Origin of the sequence: Paenibacillus sp. FSL H3-0333 (assembly GCF_038002805.1) — a bacterium.
GTDB classification, from domain to species: domain Bacteria; phylum Bacillota; class Bacilli; order Paenibacillales; family Paenibacillaceae; genus Paenibacillus_AQ; species Paenibacillus_AQ silagei.
The window spans coordinates 7559734-7581683 of record NZ_JBBODG010000001.1 but is presented as its reverse complement, the minus strand read 5'-3'; the positions used below and the strand labels follow the sequence as shown (position 1 = coordinate 7581683).

Genomic DNA, 21950 nt, shown 5'->3' with positions numbered 1-21950 from the left:
ATTCCATTACCACACCAGATCTTCTTTTTCCTGGCAGGATGAGCTGAGAAGTGTGTCCATTTTCGTAATATATTATAATGAATCGTGCATTACCCGTATTTAGACTTTCTCTTCCTGTTGTTAATATGAGAGCTATTACAGCCTAACCATCCGCTTTTGTGAATGCGTTTTCAAACATTGTCTGCCATTAGGTTCAGAGGGAGGTGCAGGATTGACTGTCAAGCCAGACTTGGCGTAACCAAGGGTAAGAATCTCCATAAGAAAAGGAGTCAAACTTAGATGAACAGTAGAAAATATGTAGTCAGCATCTCCCGCCTTCTCGTACTCATCATGTTGTTCTCCATCTTCACGTATACTCCCGTCCCGGCTGCGGCGGCTGGAGAGGAACCGTCCGTTGAACTGAGCGACCTCATTGCGCAAGCCGAAGCTCTTAAAACTGGCAATACGGAGTTCCCGCTCCAGGTCAGCCAGTCTGTCTATGGGTCAGTCTATGGTTCGGATGTGGAACAGGCCTTTCCATGGGTGCATGTAGACGAACTCAAGGCGCTTAATGATGCGCTTGAAATCGCACGCAATGCGAACACTCCGGCCGATGAAGCTATTGCAACGCTTAAAGAAGCCATAGCCACTTTTACTGCAAATATTAAATCAGACGGCTCCGATCCCTATTTCCGGCTTGATCCGGGTCCGGGTAAGGTTCCTGTAAAAGTTACGGCGCCTACGAATGCCTGGAAGGCAAGAACTCCGCTGGATAACCGTGTCCCGGCCGACTTTGCCGGTGGGACATTCAAGACGATCGCGTATCCTTTTGCAGATGCCCAAGGGAAAGCGGAAGTGCTCCAGATTAATTACGCCCATAACGGAAAAAGCACCTTCGGCGGCATCAGTCTGGAATCCCCGTTGTCCCCGGCCGTCAATGTCACAGCGGGTTCAACGATTGAATTCGATGTCTACTATCCGAAGAGTGCGCAAGGCAAATTCATGAGATGGAGAGTCAGAAATAGCAGCGATAACCTCGACAGCTACCTCAGGGAATACCAGTACAACAACTTGAATCCTGACTGGGTGGGCAGCTACAACGGCGAATCCTGGTTGAAGGCGCATCACAGTATTACCGCCTCAACGGGCAATTCCTCGAACTTCATTCTTGAGCTTCATGGGGAGAATGCCCGTCCTGAAGAAACCGGTATGCTGTTAGTCTCTAACATTGAGATTACCGCACCTGATCCGAAGGGTGTTGCGCTTCCGAGCGTAGTCAATAAGGAACACCAGAGTGTCGTAGCGCCTCTAAAGAGTCTGTACAATAAGGAGAATGGCCTGTTCATGGTCGGCGCGATCGGTACCGGGCCCGTAACCGGAACGAGAGCCAATCACTATGAGATCTTCGTCGACGGCAACAATCTGAAGGCCGAGGGTACGCATCCCCGTGGCCCGGAATGGCTGAAGAACGTGAACGGAGAGGCGCTGAACGGCGCAACCACTGCCCCTGGCTTAGCGGAGTATAGTTTCCCTACCAACTCTTATCAGGCGATCAGAGATTCTGGAACTCCTGGGCAGTACAAGTCTCACGGCCATGTTCTGGCATGGTATAACCAGGCCCCTGGTTGGATGGCGCAGATGATTCCTGCGAACCTTCCTTCCGGTTATAACGGCTCTGCCAATTTCTACGGACTGGGCAATGGCGTTACAACCACGGTTAAGGTAGACAAAGAAATGGCGAGAAGAGTGCAGTTCAACCATACGATGTATGTGATGCGGCACTTCCTGACCACAGATACTAAGTACGGCTCAAGCGAATCCCGTGGCGTCATTCCCTTCAATTCCTGGGATGTACTCAACGAAGAGGTTCACGAGAGCCGTCATAGCGAACTTATCCTTGAGGATCCGAACAGCTGGAGAACGAGCCTGAAGCATACCAACTGGCTTGTTGCCATGTCAGATGATGAGATTGGCGGCGACATCACCGATCATTACGTATACCTGCTGTTCAAAAACGCGCACATCGCGGCCCCCAACGCCAAGATGGCGGAAGCTTACAAAGCCAATTACGCTGACCTTCCAGAGTACATGAAGTTGGATGGACACGATACTAAAGGCAGCATTGACAGTTACATCGTTGACAATCCTCCGAAGCTGACCTACAACGATTACGGGGTTGCCACCCGCAGTAAAGCTAGAACCGTATATAACATGGTTCTTGAATTAAATACCGCATGGCGCTCCGATCCGCTGTATGACGGAAGACCCCTGATCGAAGACATCGGAATCCAGGGACATGACGCGGTGGGTAAGACCCTTGCCAGCGACAACCAATATGCGATGGCCCTTTATGCCTCTCTCGTTGACCGGGGGCTGCTGTCGGGTATTACCTATTCTGAGCTTGACCTTAAGGTGCCGACCGATGCTCCAGGAGGAGGCGCAACTGCTCCAGCAGCGCTTAATGTCAGACAGTCGGACGCCCTTGGTTATCAGTACGCGCTGCTGTACAAAATGTTCAACAAGTTCGCCCCTTATATCGATCACATCATCAGTTGGGGCGTAACCGGTTCCGGATGGCAGGGAAGCTATGTCCTGTTTGACGGTCAGAGTAATGCAAATGCCGGTTACTATGGTGCTATGAAGCCGGACCGGTTCATTCTGGGACATTCGTATCTGGATGATTACTTTGCAGGCGAATATCAGACTATTCAGAATAATAAAATCGACCTTGGCGATCTTGGAGTCTATACACCTAATAGTGTGAATGCAGACCTCAGCAGCCTGACACTAAGTGCGGGAACACTCGAGCCTGTATTCAACGCAGCAACCACAGAATACGAGGTGTCCCTGAAGGATGCCGGCAGCATTACTGTGACAGCAGCAGCGGCAGACAGCAGGTCAACCCTTAAAGTGAACGATAAGGTGGTTGCCAGCGGTACAGCTTCCGAAGCTATAGCGCTGACACCTGGCACAACAACAGATATAAAGATTGAGGTCACAGGGGCAGACGGCAGGGTCAAGACGTATACCCTGAAAGTAACCAACAGCAAGACGGAGACTCCGTCCACTCCGGAACCAGGAACACCATCTGCAACACCTGAACCAGCAACACCAGCACCTGCAACGCCTGCACCTGGTGGAACCTATTCAACGTCTGCACCTGTTGCATCTGCAACACCTGCACCAGCAGCACCTGTTGTAGAAGGACAGAAAGTAACCATGCAGGCAACAGTGAGCAATGGAACCGCAATGGTTAAGGTAGCAGATCTGGCAAAAGCAAAGGAACTCATCGAGAAAAATGTGACGCTGGACATCCCTGCCGTGCAAGGAGTGAAATCATACTCGGTAGGCTTGCCTGCTGCAGCACTGACCGGCGGAACCAAGGATAACAAACTGACCATTTCGACCGAATTCGGTCAGGTCGTTATTTCCGGTAATATGTTGACAGGCACACCTGAAAGCAGCGGCAAGGAAGTATCGCTGGAGATTGGAAAAGGTGACAAGTCGGGGCTCCCGGCGGAAGTAAAGGCGGCTCTAGGCGATAGACCGATCATTCAGCTTAGCCTTAAGACGGACGGAAAAGAAACGGCCTGGAGCAATCCTGGTGCACCTGTTACCGTATCCGTACCTTACCAGCCGTCTGCGGATGAATTGAAGAATCCTGAACTGATTATTATCCGGTATATTGACGTAAATGGAAATGTTCTAACCGTACCGAGCGGACGTTATGATTCCAAGACCGGTATGGTAACCTTCACAACTACTCATCTCGGCGATTTCGCAGTAGCTTATGTATCCAAGACATTCACAGATCTCGGAAAGGCAGCATGGGCGAAGAACGCGGTCGAAGTCCTTGCATCCAAGGATATTCTCAAGACTGAGGGCGGTGAATTCCATCCGTCAACCGAGATCACCAGAGCAGATTTCCTGTACTCCCTCGTCAGGGCACTTGGCTTGACTGCGAAGGTAAATGGAAACTTCAGCGATGTACAGGAGAATGCTTACTACTATAATGAGATTGGAATGGCCAAAGCGCTTGGGATTACGAATGGCCTGGACAACGGCAGCTTCGGCAGCGCTCTTAAGATCACCAGACAAGACATGATGGTGTTGACCGAGAGAGCCCTGAAGCTGGAGAAGAAGCTGAATAGCCAGGGGACGGCTGCGGATCTGGAGAGATTCTCCGACAAGTCCAAAGTGGCTTCCTATGCGGTGAACAGCGTAGCCGCCATGGTGAAGGAAGGGCTCATCGAAGGCAGCGGTAACAAGGTCAATCCGGCCGGCAACACCACCAAAGCAGAAGCTGCGGTATTCCTTTACAGGTTGTATAATAAGTAAGGGATTCGCTATGTGAAAAGGTGTTAAAATTTGTTAACCACTGTTAACATGCGTTAACGGCTGTGGTATAGTAAAAGCAGAACGGGCGTACAATGCTAAGAGAGCCGTGCTCCAACACGACTCTCTAGAGCAATAGCCGCTTTTAAGGGCGGTAGGCCTCAGGCAAATAGGATACACAAATAGACCGCATACCTTTGCGAGGAGGGCGGTCTATTTGCGTTTATCGGACAGCAGCGCTACGATTAGCAAACCAAAGGTTAGCATCAGCATGATTGCTTCAAACACTGTCACAAGGCATCCCTCCCTTCTGAGAGAGGTAGCCGACCGGCCCTTTTAAGCCTATTCTATTGCTCAATTAGTATAACATATCAAACGTTTTGTAATTACCGTATTTTGGATATATTTTGACGTAAATGCGTATTTATAATGTGTAAAGAGCAGCCCCCATTACGGGAGCTGCTCTTATTTACGCTTGTCCTTTCAGACAGCCATCAGAACGCAGGATTACAGCTTCTCTATCAGCTCAGTATAGTAACCGTTACCGTTCCGCTTATCCAGCTTCTCCGCTGTGGCGAGAGCCAGTTGCGTGAAGTACTTCGCAAGCGAAGCGACGTCTTCGGACTGGCGCTCACACGGGTGCCCGGCTGGAAGCTTGACCTGGAAGCGGATGGATTCTTCCGCCAGACGGCGGAACATTTTGGCGGAGTAGGCATTGAAGATCATCTGATCGGCCGGGTTCTCATGATCGAGCGAGGAGGCGATATACTCTTCAAAGACCTCCAGCGCCTTGACCGGATCGGTCAGGGTCAGGTAACCAATATGCTCTGCCTGGTGATACAGGAAGTCGCGGTTTCCTTTTACCAGCTTATAGCCTTTCTTCTGAAGCTTATCCGCTTCCGCTTGGCGGCCCAGCCGCAGGAGAGGGAACAGCACCTTCGTAATGGTCACATGCGGGACCTCACCGCAGGTCATCCGGCCCTTGAGAATAGGCTCGGCTGCCTTAACGGTTGCTTCGTCGTCTGCCTGCTTCGCCAGGAACTCGACCAGGCCATGCTGCTCACAAGCCTCACAATCGCTCATCTCGTCCCGGTCCATGGTCTGGACAATCGCCCATTCGGCCTCTGAAGCTTCCAGCTCCCCGAAATCTTCGAGGATATTCGCCCGGTAATAGTGATAGGTCCGGCTGCTGTAGCCTTCGGCTGCATAGCGGGCCTTCATGTCCTCCAGCAGGTTCTCAATCTGAGTGCGGCTGATATCTGCAAAAGCGGTGATGCGGTCCAGCACCCACTTGTACGACCACATCAGACTGTAATCATCGAACCGGCCCGGGTTCTTGTCATACTGTCCCAGCTGCCACGAGAAGGCGACCAGCGCCTTCATCGGATACCCGTGGAAGCTGCCCAGCTCTACGATTTCACTGCGGGCCTCATAGCCCTGGTCGATATCTCCTGCGGCATCGGCCACCCGTACCGCCTGCTCCAGCAGCTCCAGCTTAGCCTTGCCGCCCGGCAGGTCATAGGCTTCCTCCATCAAATCGTCGAAATCCATCTCGGTAAGATTCATCTATTCGTCTCCTCCTGTGGCTTGATTAGCCGTCAATCCCCAATCTATAAATTGAATAATGCCCTGGTTCAGCAGCGCGATCTCCTGGCGGTTCATCGGATAATGTCCCATCATCAGCGCATTGCAGTACAGCATCTCGACAATGGAGGGCAGCATCTTCTGGTTCGCCTGATGAAATGCCCGCCCGATGACAGGATTATTCAGGTTGAAGTAGAGTGTGGCGTATGCCGTCTCCTTAAGCGAAGCGCCCAAGCTGCCCAGTACGGAGGCCAGGGCATCGGTGCTCACTTCTTTGGTTGCTTCCATTACACGCCACTGGGCGGACTCCTCAGACAGTGTGTAGAGGACAGGAATCTCCTCTGGCTTGAAGCGGCGCAGCTGCACTTGGCAGCGGAACTTTTGGAGCACACTGTCTGCTAATCTTACGGATTCGTAGTAGTCCAGCCGCTCTTGAGGAGTGATATCGGTGAAGGATAACGACACCTCCTCCGGCAGCAGCCGTTCCGTCTGCACATCCGGGTCAATGAGCGGAAGCTGGGACAGCAGCTCGGCATCATAGATATACCCGCCGTTCACCACCAGCATGGATTGGGCCGAAGCCACGTGGGTAATCTGGCGGTATTCGTCCAGCGTGGCCGTGAAGTACAGAGGAGGCTGCTGCTTCAGCTCGCCAAGCGTCTTTCTGCCATAAGTGCTCTCAAACGGCAACCACTCGTGAATGATAGAATAGAACGATGAATCTTCCACAGCGAGCGCCTTCATCGATAAGGCGTGCAGTGAAATGATCGATTGCAGGCGATCCGGGTCGTACTCGGCCATCCGCATCAATTCCTGACGAATGGAGTTCCCGAGCTCTTCCCGCACCTGCTCCAGCTGGGCATTCTCGTAGAAATGCTCCCGGGAAGCGGTCGGCTGCAGCTCATCGGTCCAGATCAGGCATTTCACGAAGAAGGCCCAGTCCGGCAGGATATTGCTGGCAGCTTCGGAGACCAGCATGTGCTTCAGGTATACCCGGTGATTGCGTTTGGCGTTCAGGTTCACCGCGTGCGGCAGAATGAAGGCGATGCCTCCCGTCCGGCCCGAGGCGGTGTGCAGGGGGATGAAATCGCGGAACGTCTCTCCCAGCACCTGCTTACCGAAGGACAGCACCTCGTTACGATGCTTCCGGGCCAGCTGCGGATCTTTGACCCACGGCGGGGTCAGCGGATTAATCAGGCGGGTGTTACGGTCCGACACCAGCTGGATCGGATAAGGCAGCAGAGCGCCGTAATGGAACAGCCCATCCTGCAGATTGCTCTCCTCGAAGTAAGCTTCGGACCCTTCTTTACAACGCAAAAAAACCTTGGTGCCCGGAGCGTGCTCCCCTTCGAGCTTGCGGATCGTATAGGTGCCGTCCGGCTTCCCGCGCCATTCCAGTGCAGGGCCGCCCTTGGCGGACTGGGTAACCATAACGATATCGTCACTCACCATGAAGCAGGATAAGAGCCCGATGCCGAACCGCCCGATAAAAGAGGTGTTGGTGGATAGAAAATCTTCGCCCCGCTTGGAGGATTGTCCGATCATGGCCAGGAACTCATGAATCTCTGCCTCGTTTAACCCGATTCCGTTATCTTCTACCAGTAAGGTCGCCCCGGTAGAGGTTCCGCTTACCTCGATATGAACTTTGCCTTCGTAGCCCGCTGGGGAATAGGCCTGGCGTGCAGTAATCGCGTCGATGCCATTCTGGAGCAGCTCTCTTAAGAATACCTTCGGACTGCTATACAAATGGTTAGACAAAATGTTGATCATACCGCTTAGGTTGACCTGAAAGCGATAAGTATCCTGGTTCTGATTCTCCATCTTTGTTCTCCTATTCTGTAATCAATTGATATGTAGACAGACACAACTCTATGTATTACCCAGAAGCCGCATTATAAGAAACAGATATTCCCAATCCTCCTAATTCCCCTGCCTTGAAAATACAAAGAAACCCAAGGTCTTGATTCACCTGGGCTTCCCGCCAATCTATTCTTAGTCCGCCATCTTCACCGCACAGACCCGCAGCCGCCGGTAGTCGGCGATCCATTGGCCCTGCCGGTAATGCTCCGGGCGCAGCTGCTCTTCCGCTTCGCGATAGATCGCAGTCTTGTCTTCTGCATTGACATCGTAGAAGAAGTCATCGGCCATCATGTCGAGCCAATCCCGGATTCCGCTCTCCCCCTGCAAGGGAGTCGGCCGTTCGAAATGCTGGGCCAATATGACGAGGAAGCCATGCGCCTCCAGCACTGCCGTATATTCTCCGATGGTGGGGAAGTACCATGGATTGCGTCCTTGCGGATCATAGCCATGCGCGGACAGTGCGGCCTCGGTCGCATTCACCAGCGCGGCAACGTTGCGGTAGCCGCCGAATTCGGCGACGAACCGTCCGCCGGTCCGCAGTGCGCTTGCTACCGTCACGGCAACTGCGTGTGCGTCCTTCATCCAGTGCAGCGCAGCGTTGGAGAACACCGCATCGAAGGTCCCGGAGGTCCGGTATGTGTAAGCATTCTGGGTGCTCAGATTCAGATGCGGGTACTTGGCACGGCCGCGTGCAATCATCTCGGCCGACAGATCAATGCCGACAGTCTCCGCTCCAGCGGCTGCAATCTTAGCCGTCAGGTCGGCTGTCCCGCAGCCGATATCCAGCACGCGTTCACCGGGCTGAGGCTGGAGCAGCGAGAGGACATCGCCGCCCAGCTTGGAGACGAAATCCAGTTTGTGATCATACGTGTCTGCCTGCCATTGGTTATTGGAAGCCGGCTCTAATACACCAGCACGCCTGCATCAAGCACGGACTTGTTCGCCACGGAATTGCCAGTCAGGAATACCTGTTGCAGCTTGGGCAGCTTGCTCAGAAGCTCTATATTGGAAATCGCATTGTTCTCCAGATGAAGCTCTTCGATGGCCTGCCACTTGCTCATGAACGCAAGAGAAGCCAGGTTGTTGTCCTGCAGGGTGAAGGAACGCAGGGCAGTCAGGCCCGCGAAGTAAGGCATCACCTGGTCAACCTCACTAACGGAGTTGTTATTCATGGAGAAGTATGGCCGGTCCAAGGTCAGATGCTCAAGCACACTATTCGTTGCTGCTGTCTGCTTGAAATTCAGGCGGCATTCCGAGCACACCAGCGTGTTCACCTGCTTCAGACGGAATAAGGCATCGCTCTCCATATACAGCGACGATTCGAAGATGCTTAGCTTCTGTAGACGTGGCAATTTGTCGAGGGCGGCCAGACCAGCCATTTCATCGACTCCCCAGAGGGACAGCTCCCCAAGCTCAGGGAATTTCTTCAGCTCAGCCATATTAAGCTCCCCGCTTCCGCCCCGGAGTGTCAGATCCGTTACCGCAGGGGCCTTCAGCCCGGAGAGGAAGGAAGCTGGGATTTCCACCCGTTTGACGCCCGGCAAAGTAAGGCTGTCTGGTTGCTCGTAATAACCGTCCAAGGTGAATTCCCGCAGCGAGGACAAGCTATTCACGGCCTTTACCGAGCCAAGCTGGCTTAAGGAAGCCAGGCGGAGCGAGGTAATAGAGGTTTTGCCGGCCAGACGCTCCAGGCTGGAGAAATTCACATTTTCGAGATCAAGCGTCTGCAGTGCAGGCATGTTCTGCAGGAAGTCGATCGACTTCACATTGGATAAATAGGAAAGCTTAAGCTCCTGGAGCCCGGTTAAGGCGTATAACGGCTGTAGATCTGTGGTTTCACTGTGATAGATAGCCAGAGAAGACAGCCCGGTCATGGACGATAACCACCCCAGTTCATTGACGAAGGTAAGGGACAGGGACTTCAGCGGCAGCTTATTAAGCAGATGCAAATCCGTTATAGACTCATCCACATAGGTAATGGATAGTGAGCTTAGATTGGGAAATTCCAGCAGCAGGGCCACTTCCTGATTACTGCGCAGCTGAGTGGACAGCTCCGTAATTTTAGATTTATCGCCGAAGTAGCCGGAGAAGGCGCTGAAGGATTCGTTGAAGGCGCCGCCATAGCTTTTTAATCCGGGCATATGGGCAAGAGTTGTCTGGTCCGCCTGGTTGATCTCGTAGGTATTCGTCAGGTTCAGTGCCGTCAGTCCCTTGAAGGCTTCGAAATCCCGTTGATCAATCCGCTGGGCATTCAGCCGCTTGTCCTGGGTCACATAAGTAAGCTTCTCGGCCTGTGCATCGCTGAAGGGATCGGAAAAGCTGTAAGTGAACTGCCACTGGTCATTCTTCGAACGCTCCACAGTTAAATAACGCAGTGAGGCCAATTCCTCCTCTGTAGGCATGGCAGAGCCTTTACCCAGGGTCTCCCGCAGGAAGGTGAGCAGGACCTCGCTTTCGGGCATCGTCCGTACAGACAGATTAGCCTTGGTTGCCTGCTGCGGAGAGCTGAGGCCGTAATAGAAATAAGTACCGATGGCCCCGCCCAGCACCAGCAGCAGAAGCAACACCAGCCTAATGGGGATAGAGACGGAGACGGGTGGCTTCGGCGCGGCCTTGGGAGGGGGTGCCCCGTGATAATGATTAATGGTCTGATCCACATAGTAGACATTATTTTGCTTGAGCAGAAGCTCAGTCTGGCAATAAGGGCACTTGAGGATGGTGCCTTCCTTATATTCAATTCTTCCGCTGCAATTGGGACAATTTAACGGGATAAATGCCACGGGCTGCCGCCTCCTTCATGATGTGATGATGAAATTGCGCCGGTATCACTTGAATTAACTTATCCGAATTTACGTGAGTTACGCTGATTTGTTCCATTATTCTCTGGAGAGAAGCTGATAATTTGATTCTATATGAACAAATGCTCAGAACACAACAATTGTTAAAAAGGAGAATCAAGCCGTTAAGATTAGGTTGACACCTGGGATGGTTTATATATATCATATGATACATATCATTAGTTATGTATTTAATGCTCTATTTCAGGAGGAAGCCCGTGGCACCCAAAAAAAAGTTCACCAAAGAACAAATCATCGATGCGGCGTTCGAGATTGCGAGGACCGAAGGAGTGGACGCCGTGACCATCCGTAAGGTGGCCGAGAAGCTGGGAGGCTCTATCGCCCCCATCTATGTCAATTTCAAAGAGGCTGGCGAGCTGGTGGAGGAGGTATTCCAGAGAACGCTTACGGTGAGCAGACAGATTCTGCTGGAGCAGAACTCCGGGCATCCGTTCCATGATATCGGGGCGGCCAGCATCCGTTTTGCCAGAGAGTATCCGGTGTTGTTCCGGGATCTGGTGATGAAGAAGAATGATCAGGCGAAGTACAATGAGGCAGAGACGCAGGGATTCATTCAGATGATGCGAACGGACCCGGATCTGAATGGATTAACCGATGATGAACTGGGGATGATTTTGCTCAAGATGAAGATGTTCCAGGTCGGGATGAGTGTAATGGTTGCGAACGAATTACTGCCGGACCATTATACGGAGGAGCAGATGATTCAGCTATTGAACAGCGCGGCAGAGGATGTCATCAGCACAGCGAAGCGTAGCTCGGAGAAATCTTGAACCCGGAGGGGATGATCATATGACAGCAGGCAGAACAAAGCTCAGTCTTCTAGTGTTCATCGTTATTGTGCTGGCGTGCGGCTGGATTGGGGTATGGGTGGATACGAAGCTGCCGGATCAGCCGGAAGGGAATTCACCGGGAATGGGCTTGTGGCTCATTTTTCCGGTGATCGCAATGCTCGTGCTGCGGCTGGTGAACCGCGATTGGAAGGATATGGGCGTAAGGTTCAATTTTAGAGAAAATAGGAAGTGGTACGGCGCAGCCATTGCCATCTATCCGGTAATCATGGCGATTGTGGTGGGGCTTGCTCTGCTATTCCATAGCGCCAGCACTTCAGAGGCCGAACTACATACTATTCTGTCATTGGTTGGGATATCGCTCGCAGGCAGCTTTGTTAAGAACATCTTCGAGGAGTTCGCCTGGCGCGGCTATCTGACTCCGAAGCTGATTGAGCTGAAGCTGAATGACTGGATGATCTATCTCGTATCCGGTCTGGTCTGGGCGCTGTGGCATACGGCTTATTATCTGGTCTTCCTGCCGGATACTTACTTCGGGACAACCACGAGATGGGGCTATGTCGTCATAGGCTGTATGCTCATGGTTGCTTGGTCCATCATGTACGTTGAAATCTATCGTCTTACGCAATCGGTGTGGCCGTGCGTACTCATGCACGCAGTGGAGGATGGCGTGCCTACCTTGCTGGTATCGGTTGCGGGGATCATTACATTCACGCCGGCAGGCGAACTGTGGTTTAGCCCGACCACCGGCGTGTTTACAACGATTCTGTTCATCGGATTCGGCTTATGGCTCAGATCTAGACGATTGAAGCGCTTTGCAGATAGATAAACTTGGTGAAGTCCTGCGGCAGTTCGGGCGAATAGCGCTGATGTAAGGCAAATAGACCGCCTTCCCACTTACGGGAGGACGGTCTATTTGCTTTCATTTACTCATTAATAGGTTGCTTGTCTGCACCAGTCCCCGCAAACCTGATAAATATGAATACTCCAATCAGGACCACAACGATCCCCGACCAGAAGAACCAGAACGGAACGCCGAACCGGTCGGCCACAGGTCCCGCCAGTGCAAGCCCGATTGGGGAGGACAAAAGTCCGATACTTGTCACGAAGGAGAGTACGCGCCCCAGGAGCTCAGGCTCATAAGACTTCTGGATCATCGCCATGTAAGGGCCGTTGAACAAGGGGGCAGCGGCACCCATCAGGAAGGAGAGGACGGTAAAAGCAAGGAACGCCTCGCGCCCGGCTACCCCGCTCAGGACACAGGTGAGCCCGATTACAATCAGACTCACACTCATGTAGGTGGTGTCCTTCCACCTGGAAGCAAGCACCGACAGCAGTGCACCGCCAAGGATCATTCCGATCCCGAAGACGGCCTCAATCAGGCTGGCACTGTAACCGCCGCGTCCGAAATGGGAGAGCGTCATCAAGGGAAACAGCATCGCCAGCGGCATGAATACCACACTGAAGACCGCCATGGCAACCGTAATCGTGACAATCGGCTTGTGCGACAGGAAGGCCCGCCAGCCAAGACTAAACTCCTTACGGAACGAGGGTGTCTCCACGCTCTCCGGCTTCGGTTGATGAATGTGGACGAACAGAAGCATGACATTAGCGATTAAGGCACCTGCCACATCTAAGAGCAATACGGTTCCTAGTGAAGTAGCCGAGTATACCGCTATTCCAAGCGCAGGTCCAAGGACGCTGGAAGCGGAGAAGATGAGCTGGTTCCAGCCTGCCACCCGGGTGAGCTGGTCTTCCGGCGCAATCAGAGGAATAGCAGCCTGGAACGAAGGGGCATGGAAGGATGAAGCTGCCGAACGAATCAGCAGGATGGCATACACGATCCATAAGCTGGGCTCGCCCCATAGATAATAAGCACCCAGAATCAGACTGGTTAGTGCAATGGCGCTGTCCGCAGCGATCATGGTGAGCTTACGGTTCCACCGGTCCAGCCAGACACCAATGAACGGACCTAAGAGCGCTTGCGGCAGAAACCCGGCCAGACCGGCAAGCATTAACACGGCGGCCGACCCCGTCGTCGCGGTCAGATGCCAGATGATGGAGAACTGAACCATCGCAGAGGTTAGTATCGAGAAGATTTGTCCGCTGAAGATGAAGGCGAACGTCTTTTTCCATTGAATATTCATAAGTGTATACCCTCCCTAATAAAGACAGACCCAAATCCGTAAGTGGACTTGGGTCTGCAACAATTACATGACGGGACAGTGCGAAACCGGGCATCGTGAAATAAGCCGTAGCGGATCGCAACCAATGTCCTTAACGTAAATAGCAGCAGCTCAAAAAAGCCCACACTTGGTGAGAAATCAGCTTTTGTTGGGCGTGCTTACCATATACGTGGAATCATCGGCTGCCATCCTCCTCAAATTTTATAGCCGAAGCTTAACATTGAACTGTTGGAGGTGTCAATAGAATAGCCCCCGCTCAATAATTAATGTACCCGTCTTCGCGTAAACAGCCACCCGCCAGCTATGAAAACAAGATAAAGCAGCAGGTTGAATCCGGTGCCCAGCAAGAGAGAATCGTTCAGCAGCAGGGTACGGAAGAAGGAGGCCACGTGAACCCGGAGCTCCGGGATGGCTGTTCCGACCGGAATGGCCGCAACTACCAGTACAGACAGCAGCCAGCCTGCGGGGGTGAAGAATCCCGAGACCAGCATACTCAGCAAAGCCATAGCCATCAGGTAAAAGGCTGTTTGATACAGAAAGGAGCCGGCAAAGCCAAAGTCGTTCCAATGAAAGGCGGCGACCAGATCAGTGGCGTTATCATAATTGTGAAAGACATGGACCTGTAAGGCGAGCCATAGGGAGTTCATTAAGGCGACGGCTGCCGCCCAGACGGCAAAAACGGTATGTATTCCCCTGTAATATTGCACCCGGCTGGCGCCCAAATGAACAATCCGTTTGTAATAGCTTAGCGGCAGAGCGATGGCGAACAATGGCAATAGAAGAATAAGCATGTTGCTCTCCGATAGACGGGAGGCGCCCATCGTGTCTGTCAGGAAGGTAATTATAAGTTCTGTCGTCCGGCCAAGCACAATAATCATCGGAACCAGCCAGATATAGAGTTTGAGCTGTCTGTAGGTTGCTTTTAAATGAACGGTCAACGCACTCAATCTAGAGACCTCCCTCGATCAAATACAGGAATAGCTTTTGCAGACTCAGCGCTTCGATCGATATGTTCCGCTCACGGGCCAACCGTTTATCCGTGTCACTCAGCTTCTCGTAAAGGGCGGCAAGCGTACCTCTTCCATAGTCCTCGCGGTAGATCACCCGTTTGCCGGACGTATAAGAAGCTACAGCCTCCGAATTTCCCCGGATCAGATAAGCCGACTGCTGGCACTGCTCCATATCGTCCTGAAGAAGGAGGGCGCCTGACTCAAGAATAATGATCCTCTCTGCGACCGGTGCGATCTCATCGATCAAATGCGTGGACACCAGAATCGTGCGCGGATAATTGGCGTAATCCTCCATAAGTGCCTTGTAGAACCGTTCCCTCATTAACACATCAAGGCTTAATACAGGCTCGTCGTATAAGGTTAACTGCGCCCGGCTGGCGAGTCCGATTACATTCTGAATCAGCGACTGGTTACCGCTGGAGAGCTGCCGGATCTTCTGGTCCTTATCGATTAGAAAGAGGTCAAGGAGCTCAAGGGCATAAGACCAATCCCACCTGGGATAAAAAGCTGCGGCAATCTGCAAAGCTTCGATGACTCTCGCTCCCCCGAAGTGCCGGTAGTGATCGCGCACATAGCACAGGTCCTTCGGTAATTCTCCCCTGCGCAGCCGCTGTCCGCCAACCTCAATCGTGCCGGAATCTGCCGCAATTCCGCCCGCAATCGTATTCAGCAAAGTGGTTTTGCCAGCACCGTTTCGTCCGAGCAATGCGTAAATGACGCCTTCCTTCAGCTGTAAATCGAGTGCCCGCAAAGCCGGTGCAGAGCCAAAGGATTTGGTCAGACGGCCGCAAGCTAATGCTATACTCACGGATTTCAGTCCTTTCTCAGTTGAGTGATCATGTCAATGATATCGCCGGTGGTCAGTCCAAGCTTGTCGGCTTCGTTCAGCAGCTCGGACAAGAGCTCTTTGGTAAAACGCTCTCTTCGTTTCAACTGAATTTTCTCTTTGGCATCGGCCGCGACAAACATGCCGAGTCCTCTTTTTTTGTACAGGATCTCTTCATTGACCAGTATGCCAATCCCCTTAACCACCGTGGCCGGATTAATCTGAAACAGCTGGGAGAACTGGGCAACCGAAAGAATCTGCTCGTCCACCTGAAATGTGCCGTTCAGAATATCATCCTCAATGATATGGGCGACTTGCTGGAATATCGGTAGATTATCGTCAAAAGTGATGGTCATGGCTTCACCATTCGTCCTCTTAGTATGTTACTCATATAACATACCACCATAAGGGATGGACAAACAATTGTCAATCCACAGGATCATAGCTCCAGGTGAACCTGGGAGGCTAATATTGACAGCTTGAACTTTCATGTATTACAGTATGCTACATGAGTAACATACTAACATACTGAAACCGGAAATAACAGCCTCACTCATGTGGTTGTGTGACCTTTCAGAGAAGCAGAGGAGATGGAAGCAGCAGTGAATAAGCTGATTGAGTTCAAGAATGTAGCCAAGGAGTATCAAGTAGGGGAGGTGACTATCCGGGCACTTGACGGTGTAGACTTCTCCATATCCGAAGGGGAGTTCGTCGTAGTACTGGGAGCAAGCGGGGCAGGTAAAAGCACCATTCTTAACATTCTGGGAGGTATGGATACGGCTACATCAGGCCAAGTTCTTGTCGGTGGCCAGGAGATCACGAAGTACAGCGAGAAGAAGTTAACCCGCTACCGTGGTGAGAAGGTTGGCTTTGTGTTTCAGTTCTACAACCTCATCCCCAACCTGAATGCACTGGAGAATGTCGAATTTGCTGCTGAGGTGTGCAAGGATCATCTGGATGCCAAGGAGGTACTGCACAAGGTGGGGCTAAGCAGCCGGAACCGCAACTTTCCGTCCCAGCTATCCGGGGGCGAACAGCAGCGGGTGGCGATTGCCAGAGCCGTTGCTAAGAATCCGCTGCTGCTGCTCTGTGATGAACCCACCGGGGCACTTGATTATGTGACGGGCAAGGCCGTATTGAAGCTTTTGGAGGACTTGAACAGGGAGACGAACAAATGCGTTGTGCTTGTCACGCATAATTCGGCGATTGCCCAGATGGCGGACAAGATTATTAAGGTGAAGAGCGGCCGGATTGAAAGTATTACAATGAATGAACACAGACAAAGTGCTGAAGGGATTGAGTGGTGAGATGAAGCTTCTGTTCAAGTTGTTCCGGGATATCAGGCAGTCGCTCGGGCAGTTTTTCTCTTTCGTGCTGATTGTCGCGGTAGGTGCTTTTTTCTATACGGGTCTGGCGACCTTAAGCAATCATTTGAATGATTATACGAAGGCTTATTTTGCTGAGCACACATTAAGCGATCTGAATCTGTATTACAGTCAACTTCCGCCAGAGAGTATCGCGCCGCTCAGCCAAGTGGAGGGCATCCATAAGCTGGAGGGGCGGTATACCTTCAATGCCACGGAGGCTTTTGACGGCTACCGTTCAACGCTTAGGATTCATTCTATTCCTGAGAATAATGAAATCAACACGCTGGCGATGCTGGAGGGAGGACTTCCGTCCGGGACAAGTGAGATTGTACTGGATTCCCGTTATGCGGCAGAGCATGACTATGGAGTCGGAGATCAAGTGACGATCCGCGTTCAAGACCAAGAGTTGACCTACAGGATCAGCGGCTTAGGTGAGAATGTGGAGCATGCGAAGAAGAATGAAACACAGGATCATAAGCATGAGGGTATTGCTTACGTCAACGAGGCGGCTATCCCTGAGGTTGCAGGCGCTTTTGTCTATAATGAACTGTTGGTGGATGCCAAGGAAGGCTACGATGTGGATCAAATCGGTAAGTCTATAGAGGAGAAGTCCAAAGGACTGCAGTATCTGGGCCAAGAGAGCAAGGAACGCTCGTTCAGCTATTCGCGCCTGAAGGCTACGCTCCATAATAACGGGTTAATGAGCAAGGTCATTCCTCTGGTGCTCTTCCTGATCGAAGCGATTATCTTATTCCTGGCCATGTCCCGAATAATCGATTCCCAGCGGAATCAGGTCGGCATCATGAAGGCACTCGGTGTGAGCCGAAGCAGCATCATGCTTCATTATATGGGCTATCCTGTGCTGGTCGGAGTGGCAGGCTCGATTCTGGGGTACATCCTGTCTGCGGCTGTATTTGTGCCCCTTATCGCGGTATCGAATGCAAGGTCCTTCACACTGCCGGGCATACAATTTGACCTGTCGATAGGATTGATCTTCCCGCCCATGCTCGTCTCCAGCCTGTTTGGAATGTTTGCATGTTATTTCAGCGGAAGAAATCTATTGAAGGAAAGTGCATCACGGGCCATGCGCCCTAAGCCGCCCAGATCCATACGGCCCATACTCATCGAAAGAATTCCGGGGCTCTGGGGACGGTTGCCGTACAGGTACAAGCTGATTTTGCGGAATATTTTTCTGAACAAGGTTAAGGTTCTGGCAAGCTCCGTCGGGGTGATGGTCAGTACAGTGCTGTTAATCACCGCCTTTGGCACCCAAGCCTCCCTGCAAAAGGTAGCCGGTCAGTTCCGGCAGGTGTACACCTATGACCTTCGTGTCGATTATAAAGCGGGGGAGGTCTTGGCAGGGCAGTCTCTTCCTTCGGGCATCAAAAGCCATTATGCGTTGTCCGCCTTCCCGATTGAACTGAAAAAGAACCAGCAGTCCGAAAAAGCGGAGCTGATCGTCACGGAACCGGATAACAAGCTCATTCATTTCTATGATGACAAAGACCATCCCCTGCATCTGGAGGACCATGGCGTACTGGTGCCCAAATCGTATGCCGACCATTATAGCATTGCGGAAGGGGATACCATAACCATTGCATTTACGGCGCCTGAGCTAGACAACAAGGTGGCAGAGATGAAGGTGATCGGCATTTCTACACAATACTCAAGCCCGGCTTTTTACATCACGCCAGACTATTTGGCAAGCTTTGGGGTCGTGTACAAACCGTCCACCCTGCTGGTGGAAGCTGATTCCCCGGGAGCTCTAACCGGTATTCAGAGCGCGTTCGGGAACAATCCAAAGGTGGAAGCTATTTCAGGCAAGGATGGACTGGAGAAGGAAGGCCGTTATATTTTGCAGCAAAACAGCTTTGTCTTTATTATGTTTATTGTTTGCGCGGTGATCCTGTCCTTTGGCGCGATCTACACGATTTCGTCGATCAATATGTATGAGAGGAACCGCGAGCTGGCGACGCTCAAGGTATTAGGCTATTACAGGAATCAGATCAACCGGCTTATTTTCCGGGAAAATATAATAATCACCACGGTGGCCGTCATGGCCGCCCTGCCGATCTGCGGCTATGTGTATGAACTGGTCGTACAAGCGTTATCCAGCACTCACCAGCAGATCCCGGATCAATTAGGCATTGTCAGCCTCCTGATGTCGGTGGTGGTTGCGTTCGCGCTTACCCTTATGGCTAACCTGCTGCTTAGACGCAAGGTGACCCGGATCAACATGATCGAATCGCTGAAGGGCCTGGAATAAGGACGGGCGCTCCTCCGGGTGAAAGCCTTCCGATTCCCCAGCACTGTATCCTTAGAACACAAATGCGTTCCTGTGCGGAGGCGGCGAATTCTGATAGGGTAGATATCGTAAACGCTTTCACCTAAGGATAGGAGGGCATCAGGATGGAAAAACGTTACAGGTGGCGGAGTGTGTTGTCGAGGTGGGTCGTGTGCTTGCTGACGGTGAATGTGATCGCCGCTTCCGCAGGGGGGTTCGCAGGACAGCCGCTGAGCGGCAGGGCATCAGCGGACCCGGCGGCATCGACCTTTGAAGCGAGGGCTGCGGCCTTGCTGGAGTATTTCGACACGCATTCCCCGGAGGAGGCACCGATCCAGAACGGGGTGGATAACCGGTACAAGAATTACGCGAAGTATCACACCTGGATTGCCGAGGCCAGCTTGGAGCTGGGCAACCTCAGCCGGGGGCTGGAGATGGCAGAGGAGGCGCTTACGCGGACCAGCGATATCTTCGATTTCTATTCGGCGATGGACAGCTATCTGCGGTATAAGGATCTGTATACGCCGGAGATGCGGGAGCTGGCGAAGACGGTCATCGGCGGGCATCCCTCCGGGGCTTATGATGGCGGATCAACGGAGAATCATCATCTGATGCACTCGGTGGCCCGCTATTTAGCCGGGCAGGAGTGGCCGGAGGTAGCGGATCATGTGGGGGCGGATAAAGGGAGGGACTGGCTGCTGGCGTTCTTCGACCGGGTGCCGCGCGAAGGGATTATGGAGCAGGATTCCTCCACCTATATGCCGACTTACACCAGCGCCCTGCTGTCGCTGATCGATCATGCTGCCGACAATGAGATGCGCATTAAGGCGAAGCTGACCTATGACTGGCTGCTGGCCCAGTGGGCGCCGGAATGGCTGAAGGGCTATCATGTGACGTCCAGCTTCCGCATGTCCACGCCGGAGTTCGAGCCTAAGCATCCGTCGGAGAGCCTGATTGTGGGCTGGCTGTACTTCGGCGGGGAGCAGCCGGCGACCTTCATGCGCTTCCTGGAATCGAACAATGAATGGTACCCGGACGGCATCTTCGCCATCTCTGCGGCGATATCCAGCTACCGTCCCCCGGCGGCCGTGACAGCCGCTGCACTGGAGCGCACGGCGGATTATGTACACCGCGAGACCTCGGATGTGGGCGGCGATAACGCTGAAGGCTTCAAGCGCTATACCTACATCAACAAGGAGTATGGAGTGACCAGCACCTACAATGGCTACGGCGGCGGTCCGCTCTACCGGGATCAGGTGCATGAGGGGCAGGTGAAGTGGGTGTCGGACCAGCCGAACAGCACTTTCTTCATCAATCAGCCGGTCAAGAATACCTCGAATGCCAACGTGCAGGGACAGCTCCGGGTGGATGGGGCAACGGGCAATCTGCAGACCTTACAGTACAAGGGCACCCAGGTATCCGTGATCAAAATGAAATCCAGTGACGCATTCCCGTACCTTCGCGGCCTGGTCTCGACAACAGCGCTGAACGGGGTGCTGGAGCAGGACGGCTGGATCTTCATGGATGCCGGTCCGGTCTATATTGCGGCGAAAATGACGGCCGGCTCCTATGCCTTCTTCGAGGACGATGGCCGCTACCGCTGGTTCAAGAATACGGCGCTGCAGAACGGCATCATCATTGAGACGGCTCCTGCAGCGGACTATGCAGCGCTGCAGGATTTCGCCGATGCGGTCAAGCTGCTGCCGGTCGATGCCTCTGGCGTGTCTGCGGTAAGTCCGAGCCTGACCTTCACGAACCTGGAGGGCAAGGTGATGACGATTACTTATGGCGGAACGCGCAGTGTGGACGGCGTCCCTTATGATTATGCCAACTGGCCGCTGCTCGATAACCCGTGGATGCAGCAGGAGCGCCAGGGAGTGCTGACCCTTCAGACGGGAAGCGGGACCTGCACCTATAATTACGCAGTGTGGTCAACGACCTGTCCCTCCGGTACCCCTGCCCAGCCTGACCTCGTGGTGAACGAGATTGGTTGGACGCCGGATAACCCGGCAACGGGAGACAGTGTGGTGCTGCAGGCGGAGGTGCAGAATCTGGGCACAGCAGCCATTCCTGCCGCCAGCGGAGCGGTGCTGCAATTTAATGTGAACGGGACGGCGGCCGCCACGGTGCCGCTGCCTGCGCTACAGCCTGGGGAGAAGGCGGTTGTATCGGCAGGAAGCACGCAGAGCTGGCAGCCTCCGGCAGCGGGGACTTATACCATTACGGTGATTGCAGACGCTGGCGGCCAGCTTACCGAAGCGCAGGAACATAACAACACACGTATTAGCAAGCTTGTGCTGTGGAACACGGCCTTTGCCGAACCATTCGACAGCGGTGCAGCGGCCGGATGGAGCACCACAGGCGGGCCGTGGACGGCTGGCGTATCAGAGGCGGTCTACCGTGCAACCGCACTGAACGGCTTGCAGCTGGCATCCTATGCCGGCAGCGGCTGGAGTAATTATTTCGTCAAGGCTGACATGCGTATAGATGGCGTTGGCAGCGGCGCTACACCCTCGGCGGGACTGGCGGGGCGTTATCAGGATGCCAATAATATGTACTATCTGCGCTATAACTGGACGACCGCGCAGCTTCAACTGCTTAAGATTGTGAACGGGCAGAATACGATTCTGCGCAGCGTCAGCCAGACGATAGACAACGGCACTTGGCACACCTTCGGACTGAGATTCGAGGGCACAACAATCACAGCTTATCTGGACGGGGTGCAGCGGTTCAGCCTGGTGGACGCGGGCCTCTCTACCGGAGGCATCGGCCTGCGGGCGTATAATGCAGCGGCTTCCTTCGACAATGTGCTGGTGCAGACGCCATAACAGGAGATTTATAGAAATAGAGGCGGGCGGGCAGACAGCCCGGGG

At 53.1% G+C, this 21950-nt stretch carries 15 protein-coding genes; 6 read left to right on the top strand and 9 right to left on the bottom strand.

Annotation, left to right across the window (positions count from 1 at the left end):
- Nucleotides 1–279: 279 nt before the first annotated feature.
- Nucleotides 280–4317 (top strand): S-layer homology domain-containing protein, encoded by a 4038-nt coding sequence (locus tag MHH78_RS32945; protein ID WP_341170202.1) that lies wholly within the window; start codon nucleotides 280–282, stop codon nucleotides 4315–4317.
- 210 nt (nucleotides 4318–4527) lie between these two features.
- Here the strand turns inward: MHH78_RS32945 and MHH78_RS34005 are convergent, their stop codons facing one another.
- From MHH78_RS34005 to MHH78_RS32925, 5 genes are all read right to left on the bottom strand, one after another.
- On the bottom strand, nucleotides 4528–4602 hold the full coding sequence (locus tag MHH78_RS34005) for a putative holin-like toxin (protein WP_372238080.1): 75 nt from the start codon (nucleotides 4600–4602) through the stop codon (nucleotides 4528–4530).
- A gap of 219 nt (nucleotides 4603–4821) precedes the next feature.
- Nucleotides 4822–5880: a hypothetical protein gene (locus MHH78_RS32940; RefSeq protein ID WP_341170201.1), complete on the bottom strand. Its 1059-nt coding sequence runs from the start codon at nucleotides 5878–5880 to the stop codon at nucleotides 4822–4824.
- A complete protein-coding gene (locus MHH78_RS32935; RefSeq protein ID WP_341170200.1) occupies nucleotides 5881–7719 on the bottom strand; it encodes an HSP90 family protein in 1839 nt (612 codons plus the stop codon).
- A gap of 171 nt (nucleotides 7720–7890) precedes the next feature.
- Nucleotides 7891–8613 (bottom strand): class I SAM-dependent methyltransferase, encoded by a 723-nt coding sequence (locus MHH78_RS32930; protein ID WP_445668113.1) that lies wholly within the window; start codon nucleotides 8611–8613, stop codon nucleotides 7891–7893.
- 47 nt (nucleotides 8614–8660) lie between these two features.
- Nucleotides 8661–10538 carry a leucine-rich repeat domain-containing protein gene (locus MHH78_RS32925; RefSeq protein ID WP_341170199.1) on the bottom strand — a complete coding sequence of 626 codons (1878 nt, stop codon included), beginning with the start codon at nucleotides 10536–10538 and terminating at the stop codon, nucleotides 8661–8663.
- 275 nt (nucleotides 10539–10813) lie between these two features.
- Here MHH78_RS32925 and MHH78_RS32920 point away from each other — a divergent pair, with 275 nt between their 5' ends.
- Both MHH78_RS32920 and MHH78_RS32915 read left to right on the top strand, forming a co-directional pair.
- On the top strand, nucleotides 10814–11386 hold the full coding sequence (locus tag MHH78_RS32920; protein ID WP_076080261.1) for a TetR/AcrR family transcriptional regulator: 573 nt from the start codon (nucleotides 10814–10816) through the stop codon (nucleotides 11384–11386).
- A gap of 19 nt (nucleotides 11387–11405) precedes the next feature.
- Entirely contained in the window at nucleotides 11406–12233 is an 828-nt protein-coding gene (locus tag MHH78_RS32915) for a CPBP family glutamic-type intramembrane protease (RefSeq protein ID WP_341170198.1), read from the top strand.
- Between the two features lie 97 nt (nucleotides 12234–12330).
- Here MHH78_RS32915 and MHH78_RS32910 read toward each other — a convergent pair whose 3' ends face one another.
- From MHH78_RS32910 to MHH78_RS32895, 4 genes are all read right to left on the bottom strand, one after another.
- The gene (locus MHH78_RS32910; RefSeq protein WP_341170197.1) at nucleotides 12331–13551 is read right to left on the bottom strand and encodes an MFS transporter; all 1221 of its coding nucleotides are present in this window, start codon (nucleotides 13549–13551) and stop codon (nucleotides 12331–12333) included.
- A 302-nt stretch (nucleotides 13552–13853) separates the two neighbouring features.
- Entirely contained in the window at nucleotides 13854–14537 is a 684-nt protein-coding gene (locus MHH78_RS32905) for a hypothetical protein (protein WP_341170196.1), read from the bottom strand.
- A gap of 1 nt (nucleotide 14538) precedes the next feature.
- Complete coding sequence (locus MHH78_RS32900) at nucleotides 14539–15408, bottom strand: ABC transporter ATP-binding protein (RefSeq protein ID WP_341170195.1); 870 nt, start codon at nucleotides 15406–15408, stop codon at nucleotides 14539–14541.
- A 5-nt stretch (nucleotides 15409–15413) separates the two neighbouring features.
- Nucleotides 15414–15782, bottom strand: coding sequence for a GntR family transcriptional regulator (locus tag MHH78_RS32895; protein WP_341170194.1), 369 nt, complete (start codon nucleotides 15780–15782; stop codon nucleotides 15414–15416).
- 246 nt (nucleotides 15783–16028) lie between these two features.
- On the opposite strand from MHH78_RS32895, the gene MHH78_RS32890 reads away from it, so the two are divergent.
- From MHH78_RS32890 to MHH78_RS32880, 3 genes are all read left to right on the top strand, one after another.
- The gene (locus MHH78_RS32890; protein ID WP_036730990.1) at nucleotides 16029–16733 is read left to right on the top strand and encodes an ABC transporter ATP-binding protein; all 705 of its coding nucleotides are present in this window, start codon (nucleotides 16029–16031) and stop codon (nucleotides 16731–16733) included.
- A 1-nt stretch (nucleotide 16734) separates the two neighbouring features.
- Nucleotides 16735–19059, top strand: a complete 2325-nt coding sequence (locus MHH78_RS32885) for an ABC transporter permease (protein ID WP_341170427.1) — start codon at nucleotides 16735–16737, stop codon at nucleotides 19057–19059.
- 143 nt (nucleotides 19060–19202) lie between these two features.
- Nucleotides 19203–21905, top strand: coding sequence for a CARDB domain-containing protein (locus MHH78_RS32880; RefSeq protein WP_341170193.1), 2703 nt, complete (start codon nucleotides 19203–19205; stop codon nucleotides 21903–21905).
- The last annotated feature ends 45 nt before the right edge of the window (nucleotides 21906–21950 follow it).